20 protein-coding genes are annotated in these 19998 nt (G+C 65.4%); 16 read left to right on the plus strand and 4 right to left on the minus strand.

Annotation, left to right across the window (positions count from 1 at the left end; genetic code table 11):
* The 4 genes from sucD to GM909_RS07770 all read left to right on the plus strand — a co-directional run bounded on the left by sucD (position 1) and on the right by GM909_RS07770 (position 3747).
* Positions 1 to 918, plus strand: coding sequence for a succinate--CoA ligase subunit alpha (gene sucD / locus GM909_RS07755; RefSeq protein WP_157015641.1), 918 nt, complete (start codon positions 1 to 3; stop codon positions 916 to 918).
* Positions 919 to 1055: 137 nt separating this feature from the next.
* Positions 1056 to 1772 (plus strand): GntR family transcriptional regulator, encoded by a 717-nt coding sequence (locus tag GM909_RS07760; protein ID WP_157015736.1) that lies wholly within the window; start codon positions 1056 to 1058, stop codon positions 1770 to 1772.
* 117 nt (positions 1773 to 1889) lie between these two features.
* Positions 1890 to 2867, plus strand: a complete 978-nt coding sequence (locus GM909_RS07765; protein WP_157015737.1) for an NAD(P)H-quinone oxidoreductase — start codon at positions 1890 to 1892, stop codon at positions 2865 to 2867.
* 175 nt (positions 2868 to 3042) lie between these two features.
* A complete protein-coding gene (locus tag GM909_RS07770) occupies positions 3043 to 3747 on the plus strand; it encodes a YbaY family lipoprotein (RefSeq protein ID WP_198174169.1) in 705 nt (234 codons plus the stop codon).
* 23 nt (positions 3748 to 3770) lie between these two features.
* Here the strand turns inward: GM909_RS07770 and GM909_RS07775 are convergent, their stop codons facing one another.
* Positions 3771 to 5660 carry an FUSC family protein gene (locus GM909_RS07775; protein WP_157015643.1) on the minus strand — a complete coding sequence of 630 codons (1890 nt, stop codon included), beginning with the start codon at positions 5658 to 5660 and terminating at the stop codon, positions 3771 to 3773.
* A 335-nt stretch (positions 5661 to 5995) separates the two neighbouring features.
* Between GM909_RS07775 and GM909_RS07780 the strand changes: the two genes are divergently transcribed.
* The 9 genes from GM909_RS07780 (at position 5996) to GM909_RS07820 (ending at position 15749) form a co-directional block, all read left to right on the plus strand.
* Positions 5996 to 6934, plus strand: a complete 939-nt coding sequence (locus tag GM909_RS07780) for a 2-dehydro-3-deoxygalactonokinase (protein WP_157015738.1) — start codon at positions 5996 to 5998, stop codon at positions 6932 to 6934.
* On the plus strand, positions 6931 to 7572 hold the full coding sequence (locus tag GM909_RS07785) for a 2-dehydro-3-deoxy-6-phosphogalactonate aldolase (RefSeq protein ID WP_157015644.1): 642 nt from the start codon (positions 6931 to 6933) through the stop codon (positions 7570 to 7572). Before GM909_RS07780 ends, GM909_RS07785 begins: the two co-directional genes overlap by 4 nt.
* A gap of 237 nt (positions 7573 to 7809) precedes the next feature.
* Positions 7810 to 8346 carry a hypothetical protein gene (locus GM909_RS07790; protein ID WP_157015645.1) on the plus strand — a complete coding sequence of 179 codons (537 nt, stop codon included), beginning with the start codon at positions 7810 to 7812 and terminating at the stop codon, positions 8344 to 8346.
* Between the two features lie 138 nt (positions 8347 to 8484).
* Positions 8485 to 9108: a LysE family translocator gene (locus GM909_RS07795; protein WP_157015646.1), complete on the plus strand. Its 624-nt coding sequence runs from the start codon at positions 8485 to 8487 to the stop codon at positions 9106 to 9108.
* 221 nt (positions 9109 to 9329) lie between these two features.
* Entirely contained in the window at positions 9330 to 10784 is a 1455-nt protein-coding gene (xylB, locus tag GM909_RS07800) for a xylulokinase (RefSeq protein WP_157015647.1), read from the plus strand.
* Entirely contained in the window at positions 10781 to 12091 is a 1311-nt protein-coding gene (gene xylA / locus GM909_RS07805; RefSeq protein ID WP_157015648.1) for a xylose isomerase, read from the plus strand. Before xylB ends, xylA begins: the two co-directional genes overlap by 4 nt.
* A 53-nt stretch (positions 12092 to 12144) precedes the next feature.
* A complete protein-coding gene (locus GM909_RS07810; RefSeq protein ID WP_157015649.1) occupies positions 12145 to 12915 on the plus strand; it encodes a TIGR01458 family HAD-type hydrolase in 771 nt (256 codons plus the stop codon).
* Positions 12916 to 13059: 144 nt separating this feature from the next.
* Complete coding sequence (gene uxuA, locus GM909_RS07815) at positions 13060 to 14271, plus strand: mannonate dehydratase (protein WP_157015739.1); 1212 nt, start codon at positions 13060 to 13062, stop codon at positions 14269 to 14271.
* Positions 14268 to 15749, plus strand: a complete 1482-nt coding sequence (locus tag GM909_RS07820; protein WP_157015650.1) for a mannitol dehydrogenase family protein — start codon at positions 14268 to 14270, stop codon at positions 15747 to 15749. Before uxuA ends, GM909_RS07820 begins: the two co-directional genes overlap by 4 nt.
* Before the next feature lie 16 nt (positions 15750 to 15765).
* On the opposite strand, the gene GM909_RS07825 is transcribed toward GM909_RS07820, so the two are convergent.
* On the minus strand, positions 15766 to 16572 hold the full coding sequence (locus tag GM909_RS07825) for an IclR family transcriptional regulator domain-containing protein (protein WP_157015740.1): 807 nt from the start codon (positions 16570 to 16572) through the stop codon (positions 15766 to 15768).
* A 129-nt stretch (positions 16573 to 16701) separates the two neighbouring features.
* On the opposite strand from GM909_RS07825, the gene GM909_RS07830 reads away from it, so the two are divergent.
* From GM909_RS07830 to pcaF, 3 genes are read left to right on the plus strand one after another with little or no spacing between them, the layout of a single operon-like run.
* Complete coding sequence (locus GM909_RS07830; RefSeq protein WP_157015651.1) at positions 16702 to 17418, plus strand: 3-oxoacid CoA-transferase subunit A; 717 nt, start codon at positions 16702 to 16704, stop codon at positions 17416 to 17418.
* Positions 17418 to 18089 carry a 3-oxoacid CoA-transferase subunit B gene (locus GM909_RS07835; RefSeq protein ID WP_157015652.1) on the plus strand — a complete coding sequence of 224 codons (672 nt, stop codon included), beginning with the start codon at positions 17418 to 17420 and terminating at the stop codon, positions 18087 to 18089. Before GM909_RS07830 ends, GM909_RS07835 begins: the two co-directional genes overlap by 1 nt.
* A 3-nt stretch (positions 18090 to 18092) precedes the next feature.
* Positions 18093 to 19301, plus strand: coding sequence for a 3-oxoadipyl-CoA thiolase (gene pcaF / locus GM909_RS07840; protein WP_157015653.1), 1209 nt, complete (start codon positions 18093 to 18095; stop codon positions 19299 to 19301).
* On the opposite strand, the gene GM909_RS07845 is transcribed toward pcaF, so the two are convergent.
* Both GM909_RS07845 and GM909_RS07850 read right to left on the minus strand, forming a co-directional pair.
* Positions 19298 to 19702: a type II toxin-antitoxin system VapC family toxin gene (locus tag GM909_RS07845; protein ID WP_157015654.1), complete on the minus strand. Its 405-nt coding sequence runs from the start codon at positions 19700 to 19702 to the stop codon at positions 19298 to 19300. The two genes, pcaF and GM909_RS07845, sit on opposite strands and share 4 nt — an antisense overlap.
* Positions 19699 to 19968, minus strand: coding sequence for an antitoxin (locus GM909_RS07850; RefSeq protein WP_157015655.1), 270 nt, complete (start codon positions 19966 to 19968; stop codon positions 19699 to 19701). Before GM909_RS07850 ends, GM909_RS07845 begins: the two co-directional genes overlap by 4 nt.
* Positions 19969 to 19998: the final 30 nt, after the last annotated feature.

The raw sequence follows: 19998 nt of genomic DNA on the forward strand, positions 1-19998 counted from the left end.
ATGTCGATCCTCATCAATTCCGACACGCGTGTCCTGTGCCAGGGGATGACCGGCAAGACCGCGACATTCCACACGCGCGAGGCCATCAAGTACGGTACGCAGATGGTCGGCGGGGTGGCGCCCGGCAAGGGCGGCATGAGCCATCTCGGCCTGCCCGTCTTCGATACCGTGGCCGATGCGCGCGCGGCCACCGGGGCGGATGCAAGCGTCATCTACGTCCCGCCATTCGCCGCCGCCGACGCGATCTGCGAGGCGATCGATGCGGAAGTCGAGCTGATCGTGTGCATCACCGAGGGAATCCCGGTGCTCGACATGCAGCGCGTCAAGCGGGCGCTGACGGGTTCGCGATCGCGCCTGGTCGGGCCGAACTGTCCCGGCATCATCACCGCCGGCGAGTGCAAGATCGGCATCATGCCCGGCTCCATCTTCCGCAAGGGCTCGGTCGGCATCGTCTCGCGCTCGGGAACGCTCACCTATGAGGCGGTCTACCAGACCTCGCAGAAGGGGCTCGGCCAGACGACGGCCGTGGGCATTGGCGGCGATCCGATCAAGGGCACGGAATTCATCGACGTCCTGGAGAAGTTCCTGGCCGATCCGGCAACCGAATCGATCGTCATGATCGGCGAAATCGGCGGGCAGGCCGAGGAAGATGCTGCCCGCTTCCTCGCCGACGAGGCTAGGCGAGGCCGCGCCAAGCCGACCGTCGGCTTCATCGCCGGGCGCACCGCGCCTCCCGGCCGGCGCATGGGCCATGCCGGCGCCATCATCGCCGGCGGCAAGGGCGGGGCTGAAGACAAGATCGCGGCGATGCAGGAAGCCGGCATCCGGATTGCGCCGACCCCGGCCCGACTCGGTGAGACGCTGGTGGAGTTGCTGGGCGGCAATGTCGATGCAGGGCCGCTTGTGGCGGCGGGATAATGAGCGCTTCCTCCGCCCGGCACCCAACAATGCGCCCTGCGACTTCGTGCTTCACTTGAGAAACGCAATCCAATCAAACATATGGTATTATAGATTCCAGATTTGACCAGGAGAGAGTCGTGAGCCCGAGAACCCAGATGCGTTGGCCGGCGGCCGAAGAATCCACCCCGGATCTCGCGCTGGAGCCTTTTTCGGCCGAGCCGAATTTCAAGACGCGGATCTATGCGGCGCTGAAACACGCGATTGCCGGCATGGACATCTACGGTACCAGCGAGGACACATGGCTCGACGAGCGCCAGCTCGCCGAGCGGCTGGGGGTGAGCCGGACCCCGATCCGCGAGGCGATCGCCATGCTCGAGCAGCAGGGGTTCGTGAAGTCGATCCCGCGGCGCGGCATCATCGTCCTGCGCAAGACGAAGCGCGAGGTCATCGAGATGATCCAGGTCTGGGCGGCCCTGGAAGGCATGGCGGCGCGGCTGATCTCGCTCAACGCCAGCCGCAAGGATATCGACCGGCTGCGCAAGATATTCGACAAGTTTCATGACGGCCATGCGCCGGCCGACTATCTGAGCGAATATTCCGAGGCCAATCTGCAGTTTCACCAGACGCTGATCCAGATGACCGGGTCGCATATCCTGCAGGAAATGACCGAAGACATCCTGTTGCACGTGCGCGGCATCCGAAAGATGACCATCGGCCGCCACGACCGCGCGGACCAGTCGATCAAGGACCATCTGTCGATCATCGATGCATTGGAACGGCGCGATACGGAACTGGCCGAAAAACTCTGCCGGGACCACACGCTCGGTCTGGCCGATTATGTCGAAAAGCACAGCGAAGGCATTTTCGATTGAACGTACGGTGCGTACCTTCACCCGATGGCGGGACGCCGTACCGCGCTGCCTGTGGGACGAACGGAGCCTGCACCTGGTAGGCACGAGGAGATCATCTTGACCGAACTCCCCAAGACCATGACCGCGATCGCCATCACCGAGCCGGGCGGGCCGGAGGTGTTGAAGCCCGAATCGCGTCCGCTGCCCTCGCTTGGCGACAGCGAAATCCTGATCCGTGTTGCGGCCGCCGGGGTGAACCGGCCGGACGTCTTGCAGCGCGCCGGGGCCTATCCGCCGCCCAAGGGCGCGTCCGACCTGCCGGGCCTGGAGGTGGCCGGAACGGTCGCGGCAGTGGGCAGCAATGTGTCGCGCTGGAAAGCAGGCGACACGGTCTGCGCGCTCACACCCGGCGGCGGCTATGCCGAATATGCACTGGTCGACCAGTCCAATGCGCTTTCCATCCCGGATGGCCTGACCTCGGTTGAAGCGGCGGCCATCCCGGAAACCTTCTTCACCGTCTGGCACAATGTCTTTCAGCGCGGGGGGCTCAAGTCCGGCGAAACGCTGCTCGTGCATGGCGGTGCGTCGGGCATCGGCACGACGGCGATCATGCTCGCCAAGGCCTTTGGTTCGACCGTCATAGTGACCGCCGGCTCGGACGAGAAATGCGCCGCCTGCCGTGAACTGGGAGCGGATGAGGCCATCAACTACCGCGAGAAGGACTGGGTCGACGTCGTCAAGCAGGTGACGGGCAAGCGCGGCGCCAATGTCATTCTCGACATGGTCGGCGGTCCCTATATCGAGAAGAACTACCAGGCGGCGGCCATAGATGGCCGCATCGTTTCCATCGCCTTCCTGCAGGGCTCGCGCGCCGAGGTCGATTTCGTGCGACTGATGATGAAGCGGCTTACCCACACCGGCTCGACGCTGCGCGCCCAGTCCGTGGAGGCCAAGGCGGGCATCGCCGGCGAACTGGAAGAAAAGGTCTGGCCGCTGCTGGCGCAAGGCAAGGTGCGCCCGCTCGTCCATGCCCGCTTCCCCCTCGCCGAGGCGTCCAGGGCGCATGCGCTGATGGAAACCAACGCGCATATCGGCAAGATCGTGCTGGAGGTCTGACCCGTCCGGGCCGCTATGACGCGCGGGCGGGCGAGGTATCGGCCTTGATACCCGTTTGCGGCGAGATGGCGGATCGCCTAAACATGTCGTGAGCAAGAACATGGAGTGTTCCGGCATGGCATGCAGGGTTTCGGGCCGTCTATTCGCTGTCGTCGTGATGCTTACGGCAGCGCTCATGACGGGGTCAGCACTGGCCGAGACGAGGACCTTGAATGGCACGGTCGCCTATCGCGAGCGTATCGCATTGCCTCCGTCGACAGTTCTCGAGGTCGCGCTTGTCGATGTGTCGCGTGCCGATGCCCCCGCTATCACGCTGGCGCAGACACGGGTCGAGCCGGCCGGGCAGGTGCCCATCGCCTTCGCGCTGGATTATGAAGACACCGATATCGAACCGTCGCGCACCTACGCGCTTGAGGCGAAGATCCTGGTCGATGGGCAGCCCTGGTTTGCAACGACCAGGCAATATCGGGTGTTCGACGATGGCGAGGCAACGGCCGAGATCATCGTTACGCGGGTTGTCGCAAACGATATCCCCGGCGGGGCAGAGCAGTTGGCCGGCGATTGGATTGTCGTGGACATCGAGGGCCGAGGCGTCATCGAAGACCCTCAGGCGCGCCTGAAAATCGCTGATGGCGGCGCCGTGAGCGGCACGGGCGGATGCAACAGGATGGCCGGTCAGGCGACGATTTCAGGCGACAGGATCGACTTCGGACCCATGGTGGCAACGCAGATGGCCTGCTTGCCGGCCGTCATGGAGCAGGAGCGCAGCTTGTTCGACGCCCTGGAGAAGGTGCGCGGCTGGCGCATCGACGAGACGGGCGACAGGCTTCTTCTGCTCGACGAGAACGCCGAGACCATGGTGACGCTGCGCCGGGGTTGAGGCGGAATGTGTGGAGCGACGATTCATTGTTGGCCTTCCTGGTTGCCCTGATCCGGCCTCTCCGCCTCGATGACCGAATCTTTCAAATTCGCTATCTCGACGCGCAGGAAGGCCGGCAATTTCGGAAGGTCATCCGGCCTGGCGTCGAGCTGGACCGCCAAGGCGATGCTGCGCAGGGCGCGCTTCGATGCCGCCAGCCCCGTATCGTCGATGAGCGCGTGTGCCTGGGCGGCCGCCTCTTTCGCATTCGTTGCCTGTTCGACCGTCCAGCAGGCCGCGAGCACCCGGTAAGCCAGGCGCTCGGTGGCGATGACCGACGGCCACAGCCGTTCCGCTACCCGGCGGTTGTGCTGGGTGGCGCCGACGCTCCTGTCATAGGCGTTCAACAGCATGATGGCGCGGTGACGCAGGTCCCGCCGCGCGCGCCGGGCCGCATCGCTGGTCATGTCGGCGCTGGCGAGATGACCGAGTGTCGATTCGACAGAGGCCAGCGTCTGGGCAATCTCCCGGGGTATGGGAACAGCCAGGGCGCGCGCCGCGCTCAGAAGATGCACCGCCAGCCCGACCGTGCAGCCGATGACGGTATCGACCCCGCGCACCCACAGCAGATGCCCGACATCGGCGACCTCGTGGCCGCCGGTGGATATGGTCAGCGCGGCACAGGTGATGAAGACGACGGCGAGCGCGTAGTTGCGTACCACCACCATCTCGATGGTGAATTGCAGCGCCATCAAAGTGGCGACGAGCCACAGACCTTCGGGATGCAGCGCCAGGACGATCCCGGCAAGGAACAGGCCGACGAAGGTGCCGCTCATGCGCTCGATGCCGCGCTGCAGGCTGCGCGTCCAGTCGAGCCCTTGATGCAGGATCAGGACGGCGGCGGCCATGGTCCAATAGGCGCGCTCCAGATCCAGGGCGGCGCCGATGGCACCGGCTGCGACGCTCGCCACGCCGACGCGCGCGGCCGCCAGCATCGCCGGCGACCAGGGTCTGAAATTTTCGCGGAACGCATCCAGTACGCCGTGATGGCCGAGCGGCACATGGGCTGGGTCTGTCCGCTCGGCATCCTTGCCGGGCCTGGCCGCCGCCTTGCCGAGCTGTCGCGCCTCGGCCGCAATCGCGGCAGGGTCCTCGTCGCCCGGCGTGAGCGCTTTGGCAAACAGGAGGTGAAGCCGGCGGTTGATGGCGCGCAAACGACTCAGCGTGCCATCGGGCCGCGGCCTGGCCGGCTGAAAGGTCACCAAGGTGGTCCACGCCTCGTGCAAGGCCAACGAGGCGTTGTGACGGGCGTCATCCTGGGCGGCGGTGCCGAGTGCGCCGGCAAGGCGCGCAACGGCGTCGGCAGCGCGCCTGACGGCCCTGCGTTCGGGGTTGCGCGGGGCGATGATTGCGCCCGTCATATGCACGAGCCAGGCGAACGCGCCGCCGCCGAACACCAGGAGACCGACCTGCCAGGGCTCCAGGTGATCGGCCGGCATCGCCGTGCCGACGGCGCATGCCAGGGCGAACATATAGGCGCCAGGCGGGCCGACGCGCAGCGCATTGCACAAGAAGGTCGCCAGCACGGCGATCAGCGTGATGGCCGGAACGACGGCCAGGGGCATGCGGTGAGACCAGACGCCGAAGGTGACGACAAGTGCGAAGGACAGGGCGACCAGCGCTACATGACCGGCACGGTTGAGATAGGGCCGGTCGTTGCCGTAGAGCGCCGTGAAGCCGCCGATACAGGCCATGAGCGCGGCCGCCATGTCGCTTGTCGCCCATCCGGCTGCGACAATACCTCCGGTGGTGATGGCGGCGCGCGTGGCGATCGGCCAGCGTGGCCCGGCCGGGCGCAGCTTGAACAGGGCGCCCAGGCGCAAGGAGGCGGCCGGCGGCGGCGGAAACGACGATGTCGAGCGCGATGAACTCATTCGGTTTGTGTCCCCGGTGCCGGGATGTGAACGGATCGCTCCGTATCGCTAGCGCATCGAGCCGGCGAGAGGAAGCCGGTGCGTGTCCTGCTCCATGATGACCGGCGCGTCTTCCTCGGCTATATGGGGCAATCGCGCGGGCAGGACGCGTGACGACTAGATCTGGCGCGCATATCTCTGCTTCAAACGTTTCCGTTTGAAGCGAACGCGCGGTAGTCCAACCGGAGGAAGGTTTTCATGCAGATTGTCGTGGGAATGGCCTTGTTCGCCGCCGGGCTCCGCGCGTCCGATCCCCTGATCGGAGGTCTTTCGTGAGCATCGCCGAGCGGGCGGCGATGGCCGCCGTCGACTGGGGCACGACCAGGCTGCGCATCTGGCTGCTCGACGCGGACGGCAACGTGCTCGGCGAGCGGCGTTCGGACGAGGGCCTGATGACGGTGGGGCCAGGGCCGGATCGGTTCGGCCCGGTGCTGGAGGCGCATCTGGGTGCGCTCGGCGCTCCGGCCGGGCTTGCCGCGGTCGTCTGTGGCATGGCGGGCGCCCGCCAGGGCTGGGTGGAGGCGCCTTATGTTTCGACGCCGGCGAGCGTCGGCGCAATCGCTGACGGTGCGGTTGCCGTGCCCGGCGCGCGGCGCCCGGTCTACATCCTGCCCGGTGTCGCGCAGCGCAGCCCGGACGCGCCGGACGTCATGCGGGGAGAGGAGACACAGATTGCCGGAATTGCGCGGGACCTCGCGGGCCGTGAGCGCCTCGTCTGCCTGCCCGGAACCCATTCGAAATGGGTGCACACCAAAGACGCCGCAATCGCCGGCTACCGGACCTTTCTGACCGGCGAACTGTTTTCGCTTCTGGCCGACCATTCGATCCTGCGTGATACGCTCGGTGATGCGCGCCGTGTTGCGCCCGACAGCCCGGCCTTCCGCGACGCCTTGCTGCAGACACTTCGCGATCCGGCCGCGCTGAGCGCCCGGCTGTTTTCCATTCGCGCCGGCGGACTGCTCAACGGTCTTTCGGCGGGCGACGCGGCCGCCACATTGTCCGGCCTGCTGATCGGCACGGAGATCGCGTCGGCAACCGCCGCTTTGGACGCTGGCGACGCCGGTTCGGTCATCCTGCTCGCCTCGGGACCGCTTGGCGCGCTTTACGCAAAGGCGTTGACGCTGGGTGGAATAACGGTCGAGATTGCGGATGCGGACGGCGCCGCGCGCGCCGGATTGCTTGCGGCCGCGCGCCATCTCGGCATTCTTTCTCACCATGATCGGGGAACGGCATGAACCGGATCGAATGGCCCTTCTTATCGCGCGGCCTCGTGGCCATTTTGCGCGGCGTAAGGCCCGATGAAGTCGTCGGCATTGCCGAAGCGATCGTCGAGGCCGGGATTGGCGCGATCGAGGTGCCGCTCAACTCGCCCGATCCCTTCCGCTCCATCGAGGCGCTGCGCATGGCGATGCCGGACGATGTTCTCGTCGGCGCCGGCACGGTGCTGGAGCAAGCCGATGTCGACCGTCTCATCGATGCTGGCGGCCGCCTGATGGTCAGCCCGAACATCGATGCGGACGTCATGCGGCGCTCGGTCGAACGCGGCATGGTGACCATGCCAGGCGTCTTCACGCCGAGCGAGGCGCTGCTGGCGGTGCGCCTGGGCGCCTCGGCGTTGAAATTCTTTCCCGCCGCGACCTTGCAGCCCGCCGGCATTTCCGCCATCCGCGCCGTGCTGCCGGCGGGGACCGTCATCGGCGCGGTGGGCGGCATTGGGGCAGATGATTTCGACCTGTTCCAGGATGCCGGAGTCTCGGTCTTCGGGCTGGGAAGCAGCCTTTACAAGGCCGGGCTTGACGCCGCCGAGGTCGGCCGGCGTGCCCGCGCCGCGGTTGAAGCCTGGGATCGGCTGACCAACAAGCAGCGCGGATAGGATTCGAGAGCCGGCTGTTGCGGCCATTTCGACTCCGGATCGGAAGACGGACCTCCCACCGAGCAGTGCGCGCATCGCGGCAGCAATTATAGGCTGCCGCGAGCAAGCAAGGATGACGGTATCAACTCGTATAAATTGTATTATGAAATGCATGCTATCTACAGTTGATAACATTGCTGGATTCAAGTACAGTCGAGTGCCCTGGCGGGGTGGCCAAACCGTAGGAGGAATTACTCCATGTTCGGCATGCTGCATCCCGAGCGCGTCGCCGCAGTATGTGACCTTGCCACCGGCCTGTTTCTGGGTCTTGCGGCGGTCCCGCCCTCGGCCCAGGCCGTAGAGACGATCACCTGTACCGGCAGCATAAACACGACCTTCAGCCCGCCTATTACCCAAGAGCTGACAACCGTCAGCTTCTCCTCCGATGCAATCTATGTCCCATGCATATCGACTGTGCCTGGCATAACCGACGGAACCCACACCGCCGCGGGCCAGGTCACCCGATCGTGCCTGACGCTGCCTGACGGATATCCGCAGGTTCTGACGATTGACTGGAACAACGGTCAGTCGAGTACGGCCCAACTCTCGGTGATAACAGGCATCGTCGGAGCGGTTTACACCGTGACCCAGGCCGGCACCATCACGGACGGCGCCTTTGAGGGGCGCGGCATCGTGCATCAACTCACCGCCCCATCGCTCGACATCACGCTGTGCACGTTGGGCTTGGGTGACTTGCCCGGAGTCAACTACACGATCGTCCTGGAGATCCTGTGAGTATTCGGCTCGGGTCGGCATCCTTGGCCCTTTCGCCCTGATGCGAAGGGCCATGGATGGAGAACCGCCGCTTGACACCAACAAATCTCTCGACAAACCGCTCCCGGCGTGGATTGCTGCCCGTCGAGGGAGATTGAAATGGCATTCGAAACCTGGGCCGCTTTTGCCGCGGCATCCGCGATCCTGCTGCTCATTCCCGGACCGACGATCCTGCTCGTCGTGTCCTATGCGCTCGGTCAGGGCTGGCGCACCGCACTGCCGATGGCGGCGGGCGTGGCGCTCGGCGACTTCACGGCGATGACGCTTTCCATGCTCGGTGTCGGCGCACTTCTCATGGCCTCGGCAACAGTCTTCACCATCCTCAAATGGATCGGTGCGGCCTATCTCGTCTATCTCGGCATCAAGCTTTTCCGTGCCGGTGGCACACTCGATGCCAAGCCGCGCACAACGGCGACACCGCCCGCCAAGATGCTCGGCCATGCCTGGCTGGTCACCGCGCTCAATCCGAAAAGCATCACATTCTTCGTCGCCTTCCTGCCGCAATTCATCGACCGCAGCGGCAGTTTCTGGACGCAGATGGCGATCTTCGAGACGACCTTCCTCGCCCTGGCTTTCGCAAATGCGCTTGCCTATGCGCTCGTTGCTTCGCGCGCCGGCCGCGCCGTCGCGAACCCGCGGCTGATGCGGCTTTTCAACCGGACCGGCGGGTCGCTGCTCGTCGGCGCGGGCGTGGCGACGGTGGCGGTGCGCTCGGGAAACTGAGCGGGCTGATATTTACGCTCCTCAACGTGCACACACATGTGTTGTATCGCATGCCACTTGATTTTTTTTGAGAATCGAAAAAAATCAGGAAACGAAGAATGCGGCACGGAATATCTCCGGTCGCTGGTTGCGATCCTGTCGGCGGTTGACGCCGCCGGGGCAAGGCTGAAAGCCGATTGTCGCGAACGGTGTGCAATCGCCGGCGCGAGGGAGGAAGCACAGTGTATCTCGGGCTCGATCTCGGCACGTCTGGTGTCAAGGCGCTCGTCATCGACGATGACCAGCGCGTCGTCGCCTCGGCGACCGGCGATCTCACCGTTTCGCGGCCGCATTCGGGCTGGTCGGAACAGGACCCTGCCGACTGGATCAGGGCGTGCGAAGCCGCACTCGATGCGCTGAAGGCATCGCATCGCGATGAACTTGCGGCGGTGTCCGGCATCGGCCTGTCGGGCCAGATGCATGGCGCGACGCTGCTTGATGTTGAAGACCGTCCATTGCGGCCCTGCATCCTGTGGAACGACACGCGCAGCCACGCGGAAGCCAGCGAACTCGACGCCGATCCGGACTTCCGCCGCATCACCGGCAACATCGTCTTTCCGGGCTTCACCGCGCCCAAGCTGGTCTGGATCAAGCGCAACGAGCCGGAGATCTTTTCCCGCGTGCGCAAGGTGCTTCTGCCGAAGGACTATTTGCGCCTTTGGCTCGCCGGCGAGCACATCTCGGACATGTCGGATTCGGCCGGCACGGCCTGGCTCGACGTCGAAAATCGCTTTTTCTCGGGCAAGCTGCTCAATGCGACCGACCTGAGCGAGGAGCAGATGCCGCGGCTGGTCGAAGGCACCGAGCCGGCGGGCGGACTGCGCGCCGAAATCGCCCAACGCTTCGGCATGAAGCCGGGCATCGTGATCGCCGGAGGGGCGGGCGACAATGCAGCATCGGCCTGCGGCATGGGCGCGGTGCGGCCGGGCCAGGCCTTCGTGTCGCTGGGAACGTCGGGCGTTCTGTTTGCCGCCAACGGCGCCTATCTGCCCAATCCGCAAAGCGCGGTCCACACCTTCTGCCACGCCCTGCCGGGCGCCTGGCACCAGATGGGCGTCATCCTGTCGGCCACCGATTCGCTCAACTGGCTGTGCTCCATCACCGGCAGGAAGGCCGATGAACTGACCGGCGAGTTGGGCGATGAACTGAAGGCGCCGACCGGAGTGACCTTCCTGCCCTACCTGTCGGGCGAGCGCACGCCGCACAACGATGCCGCGATCCGCGGCGTGTTTTCGGGGCTCGCCCATCAAAGCGACCGGCCGGCGCTGACCCAGGCCGTTCTCGAAGGCGTGGCGTTCGCGTTCCGCGACAGTCTGGAGGCCCTGCGCGCCGCCGGCACGGAACTGACCCGTGTCACCGCGATCGGCGGCGGTTCGCGCTCGCGCTACTGGCTCAAGTCCGTCGCAACGGCGCTGGACTTGCCCGTCGACATCCCCGCCGACGGCGATTTCGGCGCCGCCTATGGTGCGGCGCGCCTCGGGCTGATCGCGGCCGAGAGCGCCGATCCGCAGGCTGTCTGCACGCCGCCGGCCACCGCCGAGACCATCGAGCCGGAGCCGGCTCTTTCCGACGCCTATGCCCAGGCCTATGCCCGCTACCGGGCGCTTTACCCCGCCATCAAAGGAGTTGCCCCATGAGTACCGGATTTTTCGGTGACGTCGCCAGGATCGAGTATGAAGGTCCGGAGAGCACCAACCCGCTCGCCTACCGCTTCTACAATGCCGACGAGATGGTCATGGGCAAGCGGATGGAGGATCATCTGCGCTTTGCCGTCGCCTATTGGCATTCCTTTGCCTGGCCGGGCGGCGATCCCTTCGGCGGCCAGACCTTCGAGCGGCCCTGGTTCGGCGATACGATGGAGCTTGCAAAGCTCAAGGCCGACGTTGCGTTCGAGATGTTCTCGGCCCTCGGCGTGCCCTTCTTCTGCTTCCACGACGCCGACGTGCGCCCGGAAGGCGCCAGCCTTGCCGAAAGCATTTCGCGCCTCGACGAGATCGGCGACTATTTCGGCGGCAAGATGGAGGAAACCGGCGTCAAGCTGCTCTGGGGCACCGCCAATCTCTTCACCAACCGGCGCTACATGTCGGGTGCGGCGACCAATCCCGACCCGGACGTGTTCGCCTATGCGGCCGCCACCGTCAAAAGCTGCATCGACGTGACCAAGCGGCTCGGCGGCGAAAACTACGTCCTGTGGGGCGGGCGCGAGGGCTACGAGACGCTGTTGAACACCGACATGAAGCGCGAGCGCGAACAGGCCGGGCGCTTCCTGTCGATGGCGGTCGACTACGCAAAGACAATCGGCTTTACCGGCACGATCCTGATCGAGCCCAAGCCGCAGGAGCCGACCAAGCATCAGTACGACTACGACGTTGCCACGGTCTACGGCTTCCTCAAGGATTTCGGGCTCGAGAAGGACGTGAAGGTCAATATCGAGCAGGGCCACGCGATTCTTGCCGGCCATTCCTTCGAGCACGAATTGGCGCTCGCCAATGCGCTCGGCGTTTTCGGCTCCATCGACATGAACCGCAACGACTATCAGTCGGGTTGGGATACCGACCAGTTCCCCAACAACGTGCCGGAGATGGCGCTGGCCTATTACCACATCCTGCTCGGCGGCGGTTTCAAGACGGGCGGCACCAATTTCGACGCCAAGCTGCGCCGCCAGTCGCTCGACCCGCAAGACCTGCTCTACGCCCATATCGGCGGCATGGACTGCTGCGCGCGCGGCCTGAAGGCGGCGGCGAAGATGGTCGAGGACAAGGCGCTCGTCGAACCGCTGGAGCAACGCTATGCCGGCTGGGCTGGTGCGGAGGCAAAGGCGATGCTGGCCGGCGAGCGCACGCTGGACCAGATCGCCGAGCGTGCGGTCAGGGAGAAGCTCGATCCGCAGCCGGTCTCCGGGCGCCAGGAATATCTGGAGAATATCGTCAACCGCTACGTCTGAGCGGGCGTTGCGCCATTTGACGGGATGCGGCCGCGGGATCAAACTTCGTCGTCATGACCTGCGGCGTGCTCCTCGATCTGGCCGGTGTCGTCTATGACGGCGAAAAGGCGGTGCCGGGCGCACTCGACGCGATCAAGCGGTTGCGCGCGGCCGGTCTGCCGGTGCGCCTCGTCTCCAACACGACGCGCTCGACCAAGGCGTCCGTGCTCGAGCGGCTGCGCGGCTTCGGACTCGATGTCGGCGAGGACGAGGCGTTCACGCCGGCGCGGGCGGCGGTCGGCTGGCTGAAGGCGAACCGGCGCTCGCCGCATCTGCTCATCCATCCCGGCCTCGAGGCGGATTTTTCAGACCTGCCCCCGGGGCAGGGGCGTGCGGTCGTCGTCGGCGATGCCGGCGCGGCATTTGACTACGCCGCGCTCAACGCCGCCTTTCGTGCGCTCAGTGCGGGCGCGGATTTCCTGGCGCTCGCCGCCAACCGGTCCTTTCGCGATGCGGATGGCGAACTCAGTCTCGACGCCGGCCCCTTCGTCGCGGCGCTGGAATTCGCCGCCGGCCGCAAGGCGAGGGTGCTCGGCAAGCCGTCGCCGGAATTTTTCCGCGCCGCGCTTGCCAGCATGGATATTCTTGCGGCCGAGGCGGTCATGATTGGCGACGACGCCGAAAGCGATGTCGCCGGTGCGCTTTCGGCGGGGGTAGGGCAGGGCATTCTGGTGCGGACGGGAAAATACCGGCCGGGCGACGAGACACGCTTTTCGCCGCCGCCGAACTCCGTTGCCGACGATCTGGCGCAGGCCGTCGACCAACTGCTTGCGCAGACGCAATGAACATATGACGCGCCTTGCTTGAACGTCTCTTCGCAACTGACTACGAGTACAGGATGAAGTGAGCAAGAGTCGCTTGACCGGCCGAACGCAGCGCAGCGCGCAGAGAGCCGGGACGACGCGCAGCAGGCCAAGCAGGGAGGAATGATGCGGCAGACCTGGCGCTGGTTCGGGCCGGAAGACAAGGTGACGCTGGCGGACGCCCGCCAGGCCGGTGTCGAGGCGATCGTCACCGCGCTTCACCATGTGCCGACGGGCGCCATCTGGCATGCCGAGGAGATCGAAAAGCGGCAGAAGGAGGTGTCGTTCCACCCCGACGGTTCCCTGGCCCATCTCAGATGGGAGGTGGTGGAAAGCCTGCCGGTTTCCGAGGCGATCAAGACGCAGTCGGGCGATTGGCGGGCGCATCTGGTGCACTATCGCCGCAGCCTGGAAAACCTGGCGCGGGCCGGCATTCATGTCGTGTGCTACAATTTCATGCCGGTGCTTGACTGGACCCGCACCGACCTTGCCTGGCGGGTCGGGCATGGCGGCACGGCGATGCGCTTCGACCTTATCGATTTTGCCGCTTTCGACATTCATATCCTGAAGCGCGAGGGCGCGGCCGAAGACTTCGATGACAATATTGTTTCGGCTACGCAACGACGCTTTGATGGCATGAGTGACGAGCGCAAGACGAAACTCGCCAGCAACGTCACGGCCGGCCTGCCGGGCGCGGTCGAAAGCTGGTCGCTCGAAGGGCTTGCTGTCCAGCTTGCCAACTATGACGGCATCGGCCCGGAGCGGCTGCGCCGGCATCTGATCGATTTCCTGTCCGAGGTTGCGCCGCTGGCGGAAAAGCTCGGCATCAGGCTGTGTTGTCATCCCGACGACCCGCCATTCCCGTTGCTCGGCCTGCCGCGCATCATGTCCACGGAGGCGGATTACAAGGGGATGCTCGACGCCGTGGACGTTCCGGCCAATGGCGTGACCTTCTGCACCGGTTCGCTGGGCGTGCGGCCCGACAACGATTTGCCCGCCATGGTGCGCAAGCTGGCCGATCGCATCCATTTCGTCCATTTGCGCAATGTCCGCCGCGATACCGAGGAAACGCCGTGCTCCTTCTTCGAGGACGAGCATCTGGGCGGCCAGGCCGACATGGTGGCGGTCGTGGCGGCATTGCGCGAGGAAGAGAAGCGTCGGCGCAACGCCGGGCGGGCCGATGCCGAAATTCCCATGCGGCCGGATCATGGGCAGGACATTCTCGACGACCTGACGCGCGGCGCACAGCCGGGTTATCCGGCGATCGGCCGGCTGAAGGGACTGGCGGAATTGCGCGGTGTCATGGCGGCGCTCGAATATAGGGACATGAATGCATGACTGAACGACTTTCTGCACGCACCGTCTTGCCGGCCGGTGTTGGCGCGCCCGGTTATGAGCGTGCCGGGCGCAAATCAGGCATCGTCCATCTGGGAACGGGCGCGTTCCACAAGGCGCATCAGGCGGTCTATACCGACGACGCGCTGGCGGCGTCGGGCGGCGACTGGATGATCACCGGCGTCAGCCTGCGCTCGGCCGACGTGGCCGGGACGCTCAATCCGCAGGACGGGCTCTACACCCTCATCATTCGCGACGGCGAAGGCGATGCGGCGCGGGTTATCGGCAGCATTTCCAATGTCTTGGCGGCGCCGGAAGAGCCGGAGGCGGTGCTCGACGCGCTCGCGGCACCCGAAACCCGCATCGTCAGCCTGACGATCACGGAGAAGGGATACGGCATCGATGCGCGGACGGGCGGCCTTGACCGCGCGCATCCGGCAATCGCTGCCGACCTTGCCGATCCGCGCCAACCCCGGAGCGCAATCGGTCTGATCGTCGAAGCGCTGAGGCGCAGGCGCGAGCGCGGCCTCGAGCCGTTCACGGTGTTGTGTTGCGACAATCTGCCGAGTAACGGCCGCGTCGTGGCGCGTCTGGTGCGTGAGTTCACCCGCGAAATCGATGCAGCGCTCGCCGATTACATTGCCGACCATGTGTCCTTTCCCTCGACCATGGTTGACCGCATCACGCCGGCGAGCACCGACAAGACGCAGGAGGACGTTCGGCGCCTGATCGGCTGCGAGGATCGTGCAACCGTCGAGACCGAGCCTTTTACCCAATGGATCGTCGAAGACGATTTCGTCGACGGGCGGCCGGACTGGGAGGCGGGCGGCGCGCTCTTCGTGAAGAATGTCGCGCCTTACGAGAAGATGAAACTCCGCATGCTGAACGGCAGCCATTCCATGCTCGCCTATTCCGGTTACATCGCCGGGCACAAATATGTGCGCGACGTGATGGCGGATGGCGATCTCGGCGCTCTTGTCGCGCGGCATATGGCCGAGGCGGCGAAGACGCTGGATCCGGTGCCCGGCGTCGACCTCTCACAATATGCCGGCGACCTCGGCCGGCGCTTCGCCAACCCGGTAATGGCGCACGAGACCTACCAGATCGCCATGGACGGCACGCAGAAACTGCCGCAGCGCATCATCGAGCCGGCGCTCGCCGCCCAGGAGCGCGGACTGGCGCTCGACGCCTACTGTTTCGCCGTGGCCGCATGGATGCGCTACGCGCTCGGCGTCGACGAGGCGGGCGAACGCTATGCGTTGCGCGACCCGCGCGAACAGGATATCGCGGCCGCCCTTTCAGGCTGCGGGCGCGACGCCTCGATGATCGTCGATGCCCTGTTGGCATTACCGGGCTTGTTTCCCGCACCGCTTGTCGAGGCACGTGAATGGCGGCGCGGCATTGCCCGGCGGCTGGCGGTCATGCTCGGCGAGGGGATGGGTGCGGCGATTGCGGCGGAAGTGCGTGAACACCGCGCGTGAGCCGGCTCCACGCTTGCTACTGGACCACGAAAAAGTCTTCGATCCGCGCTGCGGCGGCCTTGAGCCGCGGCAGGATGGTGCGCTCCATCTCGGCGCAGGAATGACGTGCCGTTTGCGTGGAGACATTGATCGCGGCGACGATCCCGCCCGTCCGGTCGCGGATCGGCACGGCGATCGAGCGCAGGCCGAGTTCCAGTTCCTCGTCGACGATGGCGAAGTCGTCGCGTCCGGCCTGGAGGATGATCGCCTTGAGGCGGGAGCGGTCGGTTTCCGTCTTCGGCGACAGGGCCCGGATTTGCGCCCTGGCCAGGAACGCCTCGACCTCGGCAGGCGAAAGGCCCGACAGCAGTACGCGGCCCATGGCGGTGCAAAAGGCGGGAAGCCGCGTGCCGACATGCAGCGATACCGACACGATGCGGCGGCCCGGCATGCGCGCCACATAGACGACATCCTCGCCCGACAGGACGGCGGCCGAGCAGGATTCGCTGAAGGCCTGCGAAACCTCGCGCATGAAGGGTTCGGCGAAGCTCCATAGAGGAGCGCCGGAGAGCCAGGTCCGCGCCACCGAGATGAGGCGGGGCGAGAGCATGAATTTGCGGCCGTCCTGCGTCGCATAACCGGTGGCCGTCAGGGTCAGCAGGAAACGTCGCGCCTGCGCCCGGGTGAATTCCGCCTTCTCGGCCACCTCGCTCAATGACAGCCCGGCCGGATTGGCCGCCAGGATCTCGATGACCTGAAGCCCGCGTTCCACCGAGGTGACATGGTCGCGATTTTGTTCCGGTGGTTCGTTCACCGAGGCGACACCGTATTTGTCATGGTCCATCATGGGGCCGATGCGGTTGACATTGCGCAGATTCTGGTTCATCTGCGTATCGCATATAAAACATTTGTTCGCAATACGAACATTTGAATGGCGAAAGCCGGCGCTTCGAAAGCTGGGGACATGGCGGCGATGAACAAGATCTATCCGACCCTGGAAAACGCGCTCGACGCGGTTGACGACGGCATGTCCGTCATGATCGGCGGATTTGGCGGCGCCGGTGCGCCGATCGAAACGATCCACGCCCTGGTCGAGCGCTACAAACGGACCGGCTCTCCAGGACGGCTGACGGTCATCAACAACAATGCCGGCAACGGCGCGGTCGGCATCGCCGCGATGATCTATGCCGGCATGGTCGCCAGGATGGTGTGCTCGTTCCCGCGCTCCTCCGACCCGAAGGCGTTCACCGACAAATACCTGGCCGGCGAGATCGAACTCGAGCTGGTTCCTCAGGGCACGCTCGCCGAGCGCATCCGCGCAGGTGGAGCGGGCATCCCGGCCTTCTACACGCCGTCGAGCTTCGGCACCCAGATCGCCGAGGGCAAGCCGGTGGCGGAGTTCGAGGGGCGGCCATACGTCCAGGAACGCTGGCTGAAGGCCGACGTGGCGCTGATCAAGGCCGACTTGGCGGACCGCAAGGGCAACCTGACCTACCGCAAGGCGGCGCGCAATTTCTCGCCGCTGATGGCGATGGCCGCGAAGACCACGATCGTCCAGGCAAGCCGGGTCGTGGAACCCGGGGGCATCGATCCCGAGCACGTCGTCACGCCCGGCATCTTCGTCGACCGGATCGTCGAGGTGGCGAACCCGCAACAGGAAGAGGCGCTGCTGCGCGAGGGAGCGAAGTGATGACCACGAAATTGACGAATGCGCAGATCGCCTGGCGCGCGGCGCAGGACCTGCCCGATGCGGCCTATGTCAATCTGGGTATCGGCTTTCCCGAAATGGTGGCGAAGTTCAAGCCGAAGGGTCGCGAGGTCACCTACCATACCGAAAACGGCATCCTCGATTTCGGTGAAGCGCCGCCCGCCGGCGAGGAGGACTGGGACCTGATCAATGCCGGCAAGAAGGCAGTGACATTGAATCCGGGCGCGTCGTTCTTCCACCATGCCGACAGTTTCGCCATGGTTCGTGGCGGTCATCTCGACGTGGCGGTGCTGGGCGCCTATCAGGTGGCCGAAAGCGGCGACCTGGCCAATTGGAGCACCGGGCCGGGCTCCGTGCCGGCCGTCGGCGGCGCGATGGATCTGGTACACGGCGCCAAGCAGGTCTGGGTGATCACCGACCACGTGACAAAGAAGGGCGAGCCCAAGCTCGTGGAAAGCTGTACCCTGCCTTTGACCGGTGTCGGCTGCGTCACCCGGGTCTACACCAGCCTCGCCGTGGTCGATGTCGTCGACAAGCGCTTTGTCGTGCGCGAAAAGCTTGCGTCGATCAGCCTGGACGACCTTCAGGCCGTCACCGGGGCGAAACTGGCCGTTGGCGACACGATCGGCGAACTCAACGTACCGGAGATCTGATCCATGGCTGAAGCATATATCTGCGACTATTTCCGCACGCCGATCGGCCGTTTCGGCGGCGCGCTTTCCTCCGTCCGGGCAGACGACCTGGGCGCCGTGCCGATTCGGGCGCTGATGGAGCGCAATCCGGACGTCGACTGGGCGGCGATCGACGATGTCGTCTATGGCTGCGCCAACCAGGCGGGCGAGGACAACCGCAACGTGGCGCGCATGGCGCTGCTCCTGGCCGGTCTGCCGGTCGATGTGCCGGGCTCGACGGTCAATCGGCTGTGCGGCTCGGGCATGGACGCGTCCTCGATTGCCGCGCGCGCCATCAAGGCCGGTGAGGCCGAGATCATGATCGCCGGCGGCGTGGAATCGATGAGCCGCGCGCCCTTCGTCATGCCGAAGGCCGACACGGCTTTTTCGCGCAAGGCCGAGATCTACGACACGACGATCGGCTGGCGTTTCGTCAACCCATTGATGAAGAGCCAATACGGCATCGATTCCATGCCCGAGACGGGCGAGAACGTGGCCGAGGACTTCAAGGTCAACCGTGCCGACCAGGACGCGTTTGCCGCGCGCAGCCAGGCGAAAGCCGTCGCCGCGCAGGAGAACGGCCGGCTGGCCAAGGAAATCGTCTCTGTCACCATTCCGCAGCGCAAGGGCGATGCGGTGGTGGTGTCGAAGGACGAGCATCCGCGTCCCGGCACGACGGTCGAGACGCTCGCAAAGCTGGGAACGCCGTTCAGGAAGGAAGGCGGCACGGTGACGGCCGGCAACGCCTCCGGCGTCAATGACGGCGCGGCTGCGCTCATCGTCGCCTCGGAAGCGGCGGTAAAGAAATACGGCCTGATGCCGATCGCGCGCGTGCTCGGCGGTGCGGTGGCCGGCGTGCCGCCGCGCATCATGGGCATGGGCCCGGCGCCCGCATCGAAGAAACTGTGCGCGCGGCTGGGCGTGAAGCCGTCGGATTTCGATGTAATCGAGCTCAACGAAGCCTTTGCCTCCCAGGGCATTGCCGTGCTCCGCGAACTCGGCCTGCCCGAGGACGCGGAGCACATCAACCCGAATGGCGGCGCGATCGCGCTCGGCCATCCGCTCGGCATGTCGGGCGCACGCATCACCGGCACGGCGGCGCTGGAGCTCAAGGAACGTGGCGCAAGCAAAGCGCTGGCGACCATGTGCATCGGCGTCGGCCAGGGCATCGCGATCGCGCTGGAGCGGGTTTAGAACATCCAGTCTTCGACGGCGAGGCCAGGAACATGGGAAAAGGCGCGGTCGCTGGTTACCAGCGTCGCGCCGGCCTCCAGCGCATGAGCGGCAATCAGCATGTCGAGCGGTTGAAGCGATTTTCCGATGCTTCGCATTTCCGCTCGCAGCCGGCCATAGCGCTCGGCGGTCTCTGGCGTCCATGCGAGTATCGAGACACGCTCGAACAATGCGCGGGCCATCGCATGAAGCCTGACTGCTTCTTGACGCAGGGCCAGCCCGTAATTCGTCTCCCCATAAGCGACCGCCGATATCACGAGCGCATCACGGTCGATCTCGACAATCCGGCGGTCGAGTGCGGGGCTTCGCCCGCGCATGAATGCGCTCACCGCGTTCGTGTCGAGCATGAAACGGCGGCTCATGCGAGCGGGTCGTCGCGTTCTTGAACGCCTTGATCGCGATCTTCCATGAATCCTTCCAGCTCTTCTTTCGGGACAAGGGCGCGAAGCCGAAAGAACTTGTCCCAATTCCTCGTCCTTTTCGGCAAGGGTGACAGGACTACGTCGCCCGTCTCGGGATCACGCCTGATGGCGACCTCAGTGTCCTCGAATCGGAACTCGGCAGGCAGGCGCACGGCCTGGCTGCGGCCGTTCATGAACAATTTTGCTGTACGCGGCTTTTCGTTCATCGTCGCTCCCGAGGCTGGTATATACCGTAA

The sequence above is a fragment of the Mesorhizobium xinjiangense genome (assembly GCF_009749525.1).
GTDB lineage: Bacteria > Pseudomonadota > Alphaproteobacteria > Rhizobiales > Rhizobiaceae > Mangrovimarina > Mangrovimarina xinjiangensis.